The following is a 12,160-nucleotide window of genomic DNA, read 5'->3' as shown; positions in this document are numbered from 1 at the left end:
CCTGCGGAGCGGGTGGCCGAACTGTGTCCAACGCATCGACGCCGAACAGGCCAGGCGGCCCCCGGGTCAGCCGGCAGCGCGGCGCTCGACCTCTGCGGTCAATCCTTTGCGGGCCGTGTCGACGGCCATCTTCTGGGCCCGCTTGACGATGAGGCCGGGCATCTTGATCTTCAACTCGACGTCGAGGGTGAACTCGATGTGCGAACCGTCCTCGGTCGGGGTGACAACGTATATACCGTGCTGATCACTGAGTTGATTGGCCTTGATGAGGTCCCAGGTGCAGGTGTTCTCGGTCCAGCTGTAGTTGAGGGTCTGCTCATCGGAGATACCCGCAGCGGTCACCACCACGCGCACCTGGTCGGGCGAGCCGTCGTCGTGCGAGGTGAGGATCTCCGCCTCCTTGTGCGGACCCGACCATTCCGGGAGAGACTCCACATCCAACAGCACTTCCATCACGACCGACGGTGGTGCAGCAACATCGAACTCGGTTTTCGCGGAGACAGCCATGGCAGAGAACCTACCGTGCCGCGCGAGCGTGGTGGGTCGAACCACGCGGTGTGCCGATTCGTGATCGCACCGCGCTCACGACGGAGTCGGGCACCGCCGTCTCGTGGCGCCTACTGCTCCCGATCGACCAGGTTGAGTGGCCAGGCCTCGTCTGGGATGTCACGGACAGTGCATGCCTGGTCGGTGGCGGTGAACCAGCCACGGAAGTGCAGGATCTCGCCGATGACCGGGTTGCGGACCGTCGCATCGCACCGGAACCGCTGCCGCGCGTCGTCCCAGCCCTCGATGTACTTCATCTGTGTGGCGAACATGCCCCGCATCCCGATCTTGGGGCCGCGCCCGAGCCATCGCATCGGCCCGCTCTCCAGCAGGAGTTCGCCGGACTTGGTCACCGACGGCTCGATCGGGTACAGCAGTTCGGGTCCGTCACCGAAGTAGTCGACAAGGCCACCGCTGCCGGAGACCAACAACGAATTGAGACTTCGGGTGCCCGTCGTGTACTGGAAGTCGCGCAGGACGGCAAGGCATTCGCGGCCGAGTTCGTCGACGTAGCAGTAGTGGCCCTGCGTGAACGGGACCATTCTGCTGCTCTTGGACGGCAAGGCGTTGCGCTTCGCGTAATGCCAGAAGAACGGTGGCGGCAAGGCGGAGGTCACATAGACCGATTCATAGATCCCGGTGGCCATCTGGGCCACCCCCGAGGTCGAATCGATGCTGTACCGCCATGCAACATTGGGATGAAGGCGATCGAAATCCGAGCCCAGGATGTGCCGGTACACCGGCGTCATGACGTCTACCTCCCCGTGACACCCAGGCGTCGCCGCGGTGAACCGCCAGACGCACTCGTGCTTTGGGAGAAGAACCTACGCGATCGCGAGGGTGACGTACATCTCGGGCGTCCCCGTCATGTGGCCGCAGCGTCGCAGAGCCGGGATAATTCGGCGATCACGCGGTCGAGGGGTTCGACCGTCCGCTGGGTCTGGCAGAGCCCGACGGCCCCTTCGATCGCGGCGATGACCAGGTCGGCCAGCGCGTCGGCCCGTTCGACCTCCACACCCTCGTGGACCAGTCGAGCCGAGATCAGCCGGGTCCATCGCGCGAAGATCTGTTCTGCCTCGTCGGCGACCGCGGGCTCGGACCGGCGCGCCAATCCCCCGGCCAGGACCGGGCAGCCGAACTCGTAATCGGTGTTCACCAGCATCCGCCGCCAGACGTCGCCGATCTCGGCAACTGCCTCTGCGGGGGTGGCCGAGCTCTCCCTGCTGATGCGCGCGGCCATGAAGTCGCCGGCGTAGCGCACGGCTTCGGTCATCAGCTGCGTCTTTCCGCCGGGAAAGTGGTGGTAGATGGACCCGCGCGGCGCTGAACTCGCCGCGATGACATCACCGATCGACGTGGCCGCGACGCCGTCACGGCCGATCAGATCCGCCGCGTTGACCACCATCCGCTCGCGTGGACCCCACTCGGTGGCACGGACCCGCGATTCATCCAGAGACGTTGCCGCAAAGGGCCCGTCGCTCGAATTCATCACACTCCCCTATGCAGGCCTTCATAATCGCTGCTATCTATGCCATCCTACATAGTCATGAGCGCTGACACGGAGATTCTGGAGCCTTCCGCCATGAGCGGCCTGGAACTGTTGCGCGCGGCGATGCGCGAACCCGACCCCGATCGGCCCGGTATCTGGCGGCTTCTCGGGATGTCGGCGAAGGAGATCGAGGAGGGCCGGGTGACCTTCACCGTGACCCCGCAGGCCGACTTCGCCAATCCGCTGGGCACGGTCCACGGCGGCATCTGTGCAACCCTGCTCGACTCGGTGATGGGATGCGCGGTGCACACCACGCTGCCCGCAGGCGTCGGCTATACGACGCTCGAACTCAAGATCAACTACATCCGGGCGGTGGCCGTCGACGCCGGCGAACTGACCGCGATCGGCAGCGTCATCCATGTGGGCGGGCGCACCGCGACAGCGGAGGGCAAGGTGTACTCCGACGACGGCAAGCTCGTCGCACACGGGACCACGACCTGCATCGTGTTCCGCTGAGCCTGGAGCATCTGCGGGAAGTATGTCGGGCCGCGGGCGCGGACTCGCCGGCAAGCGCCACCACCAGTGGTGTGTCTCGGAAATAGGTGGCCGGTATCCGGTGGAGCGATCGGCGTCTGGCAAGGCGGAGGAGGGAGTGATAGCGGCGCTATCTCGACCGACGACAACGCGGCCAGGCGTCGATCGAACGCCGGAGACCAGTCGCTTATTTCTGAGACACCCCACTAGGACCCCGAGCCGAACCCCGGTCCGACGACCGCGAACGCCACACCGATCAACGACCGATCGAGACTTCCGATCGGCGATGTCGGACTGATGTTGCAGACTGAAGCGACGGCGTAGAACCCGGCACGGACGTCGAACGAACCCATGACCACGCCGTTGTCATCGGCGCCCTTGAGGAGGTCCACCCCGGCGAGCGCACCGTTCTGGCGGATCCGTGCCACGAGATCGTTGAAGCTGATCGATCCGGTGCTGAGGTAGTCGAACAGCGACGGCAGCACCGCCAGCACGGCCGGAACCGCGACGATGGCCACCGTGTTGCACGCCCGTGGAGTGAGCCGGCCCGGGGGTTTCGGGACGTTGGTGACCGTGTAGTCGAGCCGGCCGCCACGGCCGTCGGCGGTCAGATGAACCCGGTCCGGATCGGAGCCTCCGATCGACCCCGAACCACTACCGAAACCGAAGTCCGAGGAGCCGGCGGCAGAGGCGGCTCCCGGCACCGCGAACACAATCGCGATAACGCAAACAAAAGCAGCTACAAACTGGATTCCGATTTTCCTCACGTTTATCGAGAATAGAATCGTCCTCGATCGTCAGTGACGAATTCGGTGCTATTCATCAGCCGATATCGGATTGCGTTTCAGTGAATTCTGCTGTGCAAAGAATTCTTCCGAATCTCAGCCCTCGACGTGACGATCCCGCAGCGCAGCCTGGGTGTCGGTGTCGATGCCGAGACCCTCCGCGAAGTAGTTCTCGATCGTGCCGAATCTCTGATTCATCTCCGCGAAGGCTGCGTCGAGGTAGGACTCCTGGACGCCGAGCAACGGCCGCAGCAGGTCCGGGTCACCGCCGGCGGCCTCGAAGCCGTCGAACACCGACGCAATCGCCGGCAGAAACATCTCATTCGTCAGTAAATAGTCCTCGTAGACAGAGTCGCGGTCGACACCCAACAGGGTGAGGAATGAAGCAGCGGCCCAGCCGGTCCGGTCCTTTCCGGCGGTGCAGTGGAACAGAACCGGCGATCCGTCGAGGAGACCGCGGAAGAAGTCGGCGTAGGAGCGCAGCGCACTCGGCAGGTTCACCAACTCGCGGTACGCCTCGATCATGCGCTCGACCCCGCTGCCGTCGGCGAGTTTCTCGTTGGCGGCCGCGACGGTCTCGGGGTCCGCGAGCACCTTGTCGAGATTGGCCGGTGCGCTGACCGATTGTGCGTCGGCCAGGACGTCGAGGTGAACGCCGATCGCGCCGTCGATGGCGGGGTCGGGTTCGGCGTCTGTCTCGGCGACCGACCGGAGGTCGTAGATCGCGCGGAGCCCGAGTCCGGCGAGGAAGGCACGATCGGTTTCAGACGCCTTGTCGAGGGCTGCGGACCGGAACAGCCGACCGGCGACCACGCGCCGGCCGTCGGCGGTCTGACGGCCCCCGATGTCGCGGAAGTTCGCGACGGTGGTGAGTTCGAAACGCTCCGTGGTCGGGTCGGTCATGGCTCCATCCTGGCAGACCGACCCGACCACCCGGGTCTGAGCACCGTCAGCCGACGATGCCCAGCGGATCGAGCACGGCGGCGATCTCCGCGAGCTGCGTGGCGTCGGCGTCGCTGTAGTTGGGGTTCCCTGCACTCAGAACGCGGTCCCAGCCCGCGGGCAAAGTGACCGCGCCGCCGATGAGTTCGCCGAGCCGGGCCGTTCCGCCTCGATGGGTTGGACCAGCGCGGTCATTTCATCATCTCCTTTCGGCAGAACTGGAGTGGGTTCGCTTGTCCATCAATCGGTTCAGGATGGCCACAGGTGCGACTGCGCCGGTGTCCCGGCGGCCGTGCCTCATTCTTCGATGAACGTGCACGTCATCGATTCCGCTGCGCAGAAGATCTGTCGCACCGTGCACGCCGCGGCGTCGGTGGCCGCCGATACGACGATTACGTGCGATTCATCGGGCATGGTCGTGTAAACGACATCGGTGGCCTCCAGTGCGCCGAAAATGGCTCGGCGCACTGGAATCTCGGCGCAGACGCAAACGAAGGTCCTTGATCGCACAGAATGATTGTCACCGGCGCTCGCAATGTTTCCCATCCCAGATTTGAGGGGGGACACACGCCGACCACCCCACATTCGAAGGATTGCCATGCGGAGTTCGAGGTGCCACATTTGATTGATGAAGCGCCGGACAGCAACGGTGTCGCCCCCGATGGCGACGCAGCGCTCGAGGCCGGTGGACGCGGTCGCCACGGCGACCGGTCCTCATCGACTTCTGTTCGAGGCGGCCACACCGTACCCGAGAGCCCATCTCAGGTGAGTGATCCACAAGCCTGGTTTCCGGAGTTGGGTCACGTCGGTGGCAAGACTGTTCAGGGACTTCCATGCCGGCGGCCTGCACGATGTCGGCGTCTACGCGAGGGTCTGACTGCACCGACATGAGATCCTCCTCGGCGCCCAGAGACGATCACGGCTCGCTGTGGTCGATCGGATCGACCGACTCCGTGTTGAGTCTGTGGTCGCGCAACTCTGCCCTCAGCATCGGATCGATCGGGTCGTTCGGATCGATCGGGTGCGTGGGATCGTCGTTCTCGGTCGGCTCGACCGCCTCGTTCGCGTCGGCGTTCAGCGTGCTCTCGGCGTGTTCGGTCCTGTCGATCCTCAGTTGGCGCGCGGTGCGGGGACTGATGGCCGCACCGACGCCGACGGTCGGCCACCCTCGTAGGTGACCGGCCTTCGTCCTGAGTGCGTGCGGAGGGCCGATCCCGAGATTTGATGCGGCAGAGTGCCGTCACGACGGGCAGTTCACCGTGTACTCCCAGAGTGTTCCTTGCTCAGGCCCCGTGATCTTCACGGTGACGAAGTTCTGGAGTCCGGGCGGTACCTCGACACGGACCCTGCCGGTCCCCTGGTTTACGTTGTCGCCGACAAACCCGGTGTCGCGGATGATCCGGCCCTGGTAGAAGACCTGAATCTTGTCGGGCTGATCGTAGGTCTCATACCTCAGGGTGAACGCAGTGGGCCCGGTCCGTCCCAACAGGTACTTCGTCTCGGTGACGCCCTGTCCCCCGGACTTGGTCTCTTGGTTGCATCGCTGCACCGGCGGCGGCTCTTTGCCGTCGAGGCTGCCCAGATCCAACTGTTCGAGCAGCCCGGGCGGCAACTTGTCGATGACCTCCGGGATCAAGTCCAGGTAGTCGCGTGCGGAGCCCGAGTCGCTGCCGGTGGAGGGTGCGGCGGCCGCTAGGCCAGGTGCGGCAATCAGGCTTGCCGCGGTCACCAGACCCGCCGCGACGACCAAGCAACGTGAGCATCGACGAAACTTTCGCGAGGACTTTCGCACAGACATGGGCATACCCCTCAAATCGGACGAATGATGGGGTGAACCGTAACCGGAAAGATCCCTGCCCGATATCCACCAAATCGTCGAATCATCTTGGTGCAGTGCAAAAAAGGGGGAACGCCCGCAAAGATACGCCGAAGGCCGGCCACCCTCGCGGGTGACCGGCCTTCGTCCTGAGTGCGTGGAGACGCAGAGGTTCTGATCAGATCAGAAGCCCATGCCGCCCATCTCGTCGCCACCCGGCATTGCCGGAGCCGGGTTCTTCTCCGGCTTGTCGGCGACGACGGCCTCGGTGGTGAGGAACAGAGCCGCGATCGACGCAGCGTTCTGCAACGCCGAGCGGGTGACCTTCACCGGGTCGTTGATGCCGGCAGCGAGCAGGTCCTCGTACTCACCGGTGGCGGCGTTCAGGCCGGTGCCGGTGGGCGAGTTGCGGACCTTGTCGGCGACGACGCCCGGCTCGAGGCCGGCGTTGATCGCGATCTGCTTGGCCGGGGCCTCGAGCGCGACGCGCACGATGTTGGCACCGGTGGCCTCGTCGCCCTCGAGCGACAGACCCGAGATGGCCGACTCCGACTGCAGCAGGGCCACGCCGCCGCCGGCGACGATGCCCTCCTCGACGGCAGCCTTCGCGTTGCGGACAGCATCCTCGATGCGGTGCTTGCGCTCCTTGAGCTCGACCTCGGTGGCCGCGCCCGCCTTGATGACCGCAACACCGCCGGCCAGCTTGGCCAGACGCTCCTGCAGCTTCTCACGGTCGTAGTCGGAGTCACTGTTCTCGATCTCGCTGCGGATCTGGGCCACGCGGCCGGCGATCGCGTCGGCATCGCCGGCGCCATCGACGATGGTGGTCTCGTCCTTGGTCACGACGACCTTGCGGGCGGTACCGAGCAGCTCGATGCCTGCACCCTCGAGCGAGAGGCCGACCTCTTCGCTGATGACCTCGCCACCGGTGAGGATGGCGATGTCGGCCAGCATGGCCTTGCGACGGTCACCGAAGCCCGGAGCCTTGACGGCGACGGACTTGAAGGTGCCGCGGATCTTGTTGACGACCAGGGTCGACAGGGCTTCGCCCTCGACGTCCTCGGCGATGATCAGCAGCGGCTTGCCGGCCTGGATGACCTTCTCCAGCAGCGGCAGCAGGTCCTTGACGGTCGAGACCTTGCCCGACACGAGCAGGATGTACGGGTCCTCGAGGACGGCTTCCTGACGATCGGCGTCGGTCACGAAGTAGCCCGAGACGTAGCCCTTGTCGAAGCGCATGCCCTCGGTGAGCTCCAGCTGCAGCCCGAAGGTCTGAGCCTCTTCGACGGTGATGACGCCTTCCTTGCCGACCTTGTCCATCGCCTCGGCGATGAGCTCGCCGATGGACGGGTCGCCGGCCGAGATGCCCGCGGTGGCAGCGATCTGCTCCTTGGTCTCGACCTCCTTGGCGCTCTTCAGCAGCGACTCGGTGACAGCCTCGACGGCCTTCTCGATGCCGCGCTTCAGACCCATCGGGTTGGCGCCGGCAGCGACGTTGCGCAGACCCTCACGGACGAGAGCCTGGGCCAGAACGGTGGCGGTGGTGGTGCCGTCGCCCGCGACGTCGTCGGTCTTCTTGGCGACTTCCTTGACCAGCTCAGCGCCGATCTTCTCGTACGGGTCCTCCAGCTCGATCTCCTTGGCGATGGAAACACCATCGTTGGTGATCGTGGGGGCGCCCCACTTCTTCTCCAGGACGACGTTGCGACCCTTGGGTCCCAGCGTGACCTTGACTGCGTCGGCGAGGCTGTTCAGGCCCCGCTCGAGGCCGCGACGGGCCTCTTCGTCGAACGCGATTTGCTTGGCCATGGGTAAGTGATCCTCCGATAGGGGGTGACACCAGGTATCTATGGCCGGAACTCGGTGCCCGCGACGGACGACCGGTGTGTCATTCGGTACCGGTCTCACCGTCCCGACCTGGCACTCACAGCTTGCGAGTGCCAAAGACCGTTTTAGCACTCGCCCAGGGAGAGTGCAAGGCCGGGACGGCCGGCGGCAGGCGCCTGTAAAGCGCGCCTGAAAAGCGCCCCTGAGAAGCTCGACGTCGGCGAATCGCCGACGTCGGGCCGGAGTCGGGCGGTTTTCAGCGGCCAGCAGATCTGGGCGGGCGGTTTTGAGTGGCCAGCAGATCTGGGCGGGCGGTTTTCAGTGGTGGGCGGATCCGGGCGGGCGGTTTTCAGTGGCGGCAGATCTGGGCCAGCAGATCTGGGCGGGGGTCAGCGGGCGGCCGCCGCGGTCCCCGGCGATCGCTCACTTGCGCAGCAGCCGAACCAGCACACCAGCGGCGTGTGCCTTCGCCGCACGTTCGGCCTCCTCCGCGTCACCGGCCTCGAGCGCCGCGACGATCCGTCGGTGCTCGGCGACGGCGAGCCTGCGGTTCACGTCGTGTGACCACATGTCCGAGCGGTACAGGTGCGTCTGGGTGTCGAGCCGCAGCAGCGCATCGCACAGCGGCTTGTTGCCCGAGTGCGCGCGCACCGCCGTGTGGAAGTCCAGGTCGAGGTCGGCATCGCGACGATGGTCCGGCAAGGTGTCCAGAAGCGCCTCCTGTTCCTGGACGCGCTCCCACAGCTCTGCCAGGTCGGCGAGGGTCACCCGGGTGGTCGCCTCCCGCGCGGCCAGGCCGTCGAGGACCTCGCGGACATCGAAGACGTGGCGCAACATGTCGTCGTCGAGGTGGGCCACCTTCGCGCCCGCCCGCGGCGTATAGACGGCCAGGCCGTCGACGACGAGTTGCTGCACGGCCTCGCGCACGGGGCTCCGGGACACCTCCAGCCTGGCGGCCAGACCCGGCACCGACAGCGAGGTGCCCGGCTCCAGCTTCCCGGAGAAGATCTCGTCACGCAGCTGCCGCAGCACCGCCTCCGTCAGCAGGGCGCCGTCCGACGCTGCCGGCACGCTCATCGCGCGGCCATCACACGCTGCGCCTCGCGATCGGCGAATTCGGGGGCGATGCCGGCCTTCATACCCGCAAGTTTCGCATCGATGTTGGCTGCGACGGTGATCGGCGGATATCCCGGGCGATCCTCGCCGGCACAACCGGGCAACGTCTCGATCACCGCGTCGTGGTTGCCGTCGAAGAAGAATGCGGCCGATCGCCGCCGGATGATCCGTCCGTCGACGACGGGCGGGTCGACCCGGTGCACGGTCGACAGCCAACGGTCGTTGGTCCAGCGTGCCATCGCGTCACCGAGATTGACCAGCAGCGCACCGTCGGCCGGCTCCACGTCGTGCCATGTACCGGCCTGGTCGAGCACCTGCAGGCCGGGAACCTGATCGGCCCACAGCACCGTCAGGATGCCGAAGTCGGTGTGCGCACCCATGCCGGTGAGTTCCCCCGCGAGTTCGATCTCGCCCTCGGGCAGCGTGTAGTTGTTCATCTTGAGGGCATCGATCGAGTGATCCACCAGCTCGTCGAAATAGCCGGGTGCGAGACCGAGTGCGTCGGTGAAGGCGGTCAGCAACACCCGCGACACCGATTGGGCTGCGCTGAACCACGCCTCGACCGAGGGTCGGAAGCCCGATGCCGCGACCGGCCACGTGTTGTCGGGATAGCTCGTCTCGGGCAGCTCGACGCCGTCGAACCAGGATCGCTCGGAGCCGACGGTGAACGCCTCGTAGAAGTCGTTCATCTGGTTGGCCGCGGCCACTCCCAGGCTCATGCTGAGCGACTCGCTCTTGGGTGGGCTGTAGCCGCGGTTCTGCCCGGGCCGGGTGTAGTCCTTCTTGACCTCCAACGGCAGCGCGAAGAACTGGTCGAGGGCGTCGGCCAGGCCGCCGATCGTGGCGGCGTCGACGCCGTGCCCCATGATCTGGATGAAGCCGACCTCGCGGCAGGCGTGGTCGAGTTGCTCCGCGACTTGTTTGCGCTCTGCGGTCGATCCGTGCGGATCGACGTAGCTGGAGATGTCGACGGTGGGAACGGTGAACATGGTGTCTCCTTCGGGGGGTTGGGGGGATCTCGATACGGTTCCTCGCTGCGCTCGTCACCTACTCGATCAGCGGACATACGGCCCGCCGTTCGTCACCTGCTCGATCAGCAGACATACGACCCGCCGACTCGATCAGCAGACATACGACCCGCCACCACTCGGTCAGCAGACATACGGCCCGCCGCCATCGGCCGGCGGACGGCATTCTCCGCTGGTCGAGTAGGCCGGAGCGCTAGCGGAGGGCGTATCGAGACCCCGGTGACACTGGCACACAGCGCATCTCAGCGACGACGGTTCACCATCGCGTTGAGCACGCTGAAGATGCCGAAGACGGCGATGCCGAACAGTGATGCGAGCACGATCGCGGCGATGAGGTCGTCGGACTGCAGACGCGCACGGTAGATGTCGAGCAGCGTGCCGATTCCCGGCTCACCCTTGGCGAAGAACATGTCGCCGATGATGGCGCCGACGACGACGAGCCCCGACGCGGTACGGAACCCGGTCATCATCGACGGCATCGCCGACGGGAACTCGAGTTTCATCAGCCGCTGCGCCGGTGACGCCTTCGTCAGGGTGAACAACTCGTGGGCGCCCTTGTCGACCGAGACGAGCCCGAAATGGGTGTTGGCGATGATCGGGAAGATTGCGATGATCACGCACACGATCGTGCGGGCCACCATGCCGTAGCCGAACCACAGACCGATCAGCGGGACGATGGCCAGCACCGGGATAACCTGCAGCACAACGGCCCACGGATAGATCGCGCGCTCGAAGAACGATCCCCGGCTCATCACCACACCGATGGACACACCGATGAGTGCCGCGAAGACGAAGCCGACGAAGCTGACCTTGGCCGTCACGGCGAGCGCGTCGAGCATCGGACCGACATGATCCGGGTCGAGCAGCGAGTTGGTCAGCACCTGGTGCGGCGGGGGCAGCAGGAACCGGCGCGACGGGCTGAGGATGAGGTAACTGACCATGTACCAGAGGCCGATTCCGACGGCGAACGACAGCGCGGGCGGCAGGCCGTAGCGGACGATCGGGGCGAGGAACGACCGGCGGACGCGTGGACTCGTCTGCGGACCGGAGGACCGAGCCGGCGTGACGGTGTCCACCGGCAGCGACGGCGGCGTCCCGGTCTGGTCGGTGGTGATCGCGGTGGTGGTTGTTGCAGCGGTCATCGTGCGCCTCGCAGGGTCTCGGAGATCTCGGCGACATGGTCGGTGAATCGTGGGTCGTAGCGCAGATCGGGATCGCGCGGGTAGGGGAAGTCGATCGCGACGTCGGCGACGACCCGTCCCGGCCGCGCCGACATCACGATCACGCGATTGGCCAGGAACACCGCTTCGGAGACCGAGTGCGTGATGAACATCCCGGTGAACTTCCGCTCGGCGTAGAGCCGCTGCAGTTCGGTCTGCATGTCCAGGCGGGTCATCTCGTCGAGCGCGCCGAACGGTTCGTCGAGCAGCATCACCTGCGGCTCGGAGGTCAGGGTCCGGGCCAGGGAGGCGCGCATCTTCATACCACCCGACAGCATGCGTGGCAGCTGCGATTCGAACCCGGTCAACCCGACCGCGTCAATGGCTTTCTGCGCCCGAGACCGCCTCTCGCCCTTGGGTAGTCGTGCGATCTCGGCGCACAGCTCGACGTTGGCGCGCACCGACCGCCAGCCCAGCAGGGTCGGCTCCTGGAAGATGAAGCCGACCGAGTCCGTCGACAGTGCGACACTGCCCTCGGTGGGCCGCTCGAGGCCCGCCGCCATACGCAGCAGGGTGGACTTGCCGCAGCCGGACGGGCCGACGATCGCGACGAAGTCCCCGTCGGCGATGTCGAGGTCGATGCCGTCGAGCGCCCGGGTTCCGGAGTCGAACTGCTTGGCGACGCCGGACACCGAGATGACGATGCCCTTGGTCAGGTGACGCGCGTCGGCGTCATTCATCGTGTCGAAAAGGCTCATGAATACATCCCCAAGTCGGAAGTACATGTAGATGGTCTTTCATCTGTCCTGTCTTACTATTCGTTACATGTATTGCGCTGTTGTGTCCGCGTGTAAACAATGGATGACGACGGCGCCGGCTGTGGCAGGTTCAACCAGCGAATAAATGCTGTTCTAGCT

General features: G+C 65.6%; 13 protein-coding genes. 1 reads left to right on the top strand and 12 read right to left on the bottom strand.

The window, feature by feature from the left end; genetic code table 11:
• Positions 1 to 66: 66 nt before the first annotated feature.
• The 3 genes from ACVT6V_RS07975 to ACVT6V_RS07965 all read right to left on the bottom strand — a co-directional run bounded on the left by ACVT6V_RS07975 (position 67) and on the right by ACVT6V_RS07965 (position 1,951).
• Positions 67 to 507 (bottom strand): SRPBCC family protein, encoded by a 441-nt coding sequence (locus tag ACVT6V_RS07975; protein WP_489899269.1) that lies wholly within the window; start codon positions 505 to 507, stop codon positions 67 to 69.
• A gap of 110 nt (positions 508 to 617) precedes the next feature.
• A complete protein-coding gene (locus ACVT6V_RS07970; RefSeq protein WP_489899268.1) occupies positions 618 to 1,295 on the bottom strand; it encodes a DUF4166 domain-containing protein in 678 nt (225 codons plus the stop codon).
• Between the two features lie 116 nt (positions 1,296 to 1,411).
• On the bottom strand, positions 1,412 to 1,951 hold the full coding sequence (locus tag ACVT6V_RS07965; RefSeq protein ID WP_489900743.1) for a TetR/AcrR family transcriptional regulator: 540 nt from the start codon (positions 1,949 to 1,951) through the stop codon (positions 1,412 to 1,414).
• Between the two features lie 123 nt (positions 1,952 to 2,074).
• Between ACVT6V_RS07965 and ACVT6V_RS07960 the strand changes: the two genes are divergently transcribed.
• The gene (locus ACVT6V_RS07960) at positions 2,075 to 2,551 is read left to right on the top strand and encodes a PaaI family thioesterase (RefSeq protein ID WP_489899267.1); all 477 of its coding nucleotides are present in this window, start codon (positions 2,075 to 2,077) and stop codon (positions 2,549 to 2,551) included.
• 224 nt (positions 2,552 to 2,775) lie between these two features.
• Here ACVT6V_RS07960 and ACVT6V_RS07955 read toward each other — a convergent pair whose 3' ends face one another.
• From ACVT6V_RS07955 to ACVT6V_RS07915, 9 genes are all read right to left on the bottom strand, one after another.
• Positions 2,776 to 3,273 carry a hypothetical protein gene (locus ACVT6V_RS07955; protein ID WP_489899265.1) on the bottom strand — a complete coding sequence of 166 codons (498 nt, stop codon included), beginning with the start codon at positions 3,271 to 3,273 and terminating at the stop codon, positions 2,776 to 2,778.
• Positions 3,274 to 3,450: 177 nt separating this feature from the next.
• Positions 3,451 to 4,257 carry a tyrosine-protein phosphatase gene (locus ACVT6V_RS07950; protein WP_489899264.1) on the bottom strand — a complete coding sequence of 269 codons (807 nt, stop codon included), beginning with the start codon at positions 4,255 to 4,257 and terminating at the stop codon, positions 3,451 to 3,453.
• Positions 4,258 to 4,593: 336 nt separating this feature from the next.
• Positions 4,594 to 4,998: a hypothetical protein gene (locus ACVT6V_RS07945; protein WP_489899263.1), complete on the bottom strand. Its 405-nt coding sequence runs from the start codon at positions 4,996 to 4,998 to the stop codon at positions 4,594 to 4,596.
• A gap of 538 nt (positions 4,999 to 5,536) precedes the next feature.
• Positions 5,537 to 6,025: a hypothetical protein gene (locus tag ACVT6V_RS07940; protein ID WP_489899262.1), complete on the bottom strand. Its 489-nt coding sequence runs from the start codon at positions 6,023 to 6,025 to the stop codon at positions 5,537 to 5,539.
• Positions 6,026 to 6,295: 270 nt separating this feature from the next.
• Positions 6,296 to 7,921, bottom strand: coding sequence for a chaperonin GroEL (groL, locus tag ACVT6V_RS07935; RefSeq protein WP_489899261.1), 1,626 nt, complete (start codon positions 7,919 to 7,921; stop codon positions 6,296 to 6,298).
• A gap of 441 nt (positions 7,922 to 8,362) precedes the next feature.
• Positions 8,363 to 9,016, bottom strand: a complete 654-nt coding sequence (locus ACVT6V_RS07930; RefSeq protein ID WP_489899260.1) for a GntR family transcriptional regulator — start codon at positions 9,014 to 9,016, stop codon at positions 8,363 to 8,365.
• Positions 9,013 to 10,044 (bottom strand): isopenicillin N synthase family dioxygenase, encoded by a 1,032-nt coding sequence (locus ACVT6V_RS07925; RefSeq protein ID WP_489899258.1) that lies wholly within the window; start codon positions 10,042 to 10,044, stop codon positions 9,013 to 9,015. Before ACVT6V_RS07925 ends, ACVT6V_RS07930 begins: the two co-directional genes overlap by 4 nt.
• A 281-nt stretch (positions 10,045 to 10,325) precedes the next feature.
• Positions 10,326 to 11,024 carry an ABC transporter permease gene (locus tag ACVT6V_RS07920; protein WP_489900742.1) on the bottom strand — a complete coding sequence of 233 codons (699 nt, stop codon included), beginning with the start codon at positions 11,022 to 11,024 and terminating at the stop codon, positions 10,326 to 10,328.
• Between the two features lie 197 nt (positions 11,025 to 11,221).
• Positions 11,222 to 12,001, bottom strand: a complete 780-nt coding sequence (locus ACVT6V_RS07915; RefSeq protein WP_489899257.1) for an ABC transporter ATP-binding protein — start codon at positions 11,999 to 12,001, stop codon at positions 11,222 to 11,224.
• Positions 12,002 to 12,160: the final 159 nt, after the last annotated feature.

This window comes from Gordonia sp. LMA167, from assembly GCF_058130025.1.
The sequence above is the reverse complement of the archived record's forward strand: the minus strand, read 5'-3'. Positions and strand labels throughout refer to the sequence as shown.

Coding starts and splice junctions, on each gene's coding strand:
- groL (WP_489899261.1), bottom strand. CDS start 7,921: ATGGCCAAGCAAATCGCGTTCGACGAAGAGGCCCGTCGCGGCCTCGAG.
- ACVT6V_RS07920 (WP_489900742.1), bottom strand. CDS start 11,024: ATGGTCAGTTACCTCATCCTCAGCCCGTCGCGCCGGTTCCTGCTGCCC.
- ACVT6V_RS07960 (WP_489899267.1), top strand. CDS start 2,075: ATGCCATCCTACATAGTCATGAGCGCTGACACGGAGATTCTGGAGCCT.
- ACVT6V_RS07930 (WP_489899260.1), bottom strand. CDS start 9,016: ATGAGCGTGCCGGCAGCGTCGGACGGCGCCCTGCTGACGGAGGCGGTG.
- ACVT6V_RS07925 (WP_489899258.1), bottom strand. CDS start 10,044: ATGTTCACCGTTCCCACCGTCGACATCTCCAGCTACGTCGATCCGCAC.
- ACVT6V_RS07975 (WP_489899269.1), bottom strand. CDS start 507: ATGGCTGTCTCCGCGAAAACCGAGTTCGATGTTGCTGCACCACCGTCG.
- ACVT6V_RS07970 (WP_489899268.1), bottom strand. CDS start 1,295: ATGACGCCGGTGTACCGGCACATCCTGGGCTCGGATTTCGATCGCCTT.
- ACVT6V_RS07965 (WP_489900743.1), bottom strand. CDS start 1,951: ATGGTGGTCAACGCGGCGGATCTGATCGGCCGTGACGGCGTCGCGGCC.
- ACVT6V_RS07915 (WP_489899257.1), bottom strand. CDS start 12,001: ATGAGCCTTTTCGACACGATGAATGACGCCGACGCGCGTCACCTGACC.
- ACVT6V_RS07950 (WP_489899264.1), bottom strand. CDS start 4,257: ATGACCGACCCGACCACGGAGCGTTTCGAACTCACCACCGTCGCGAAC.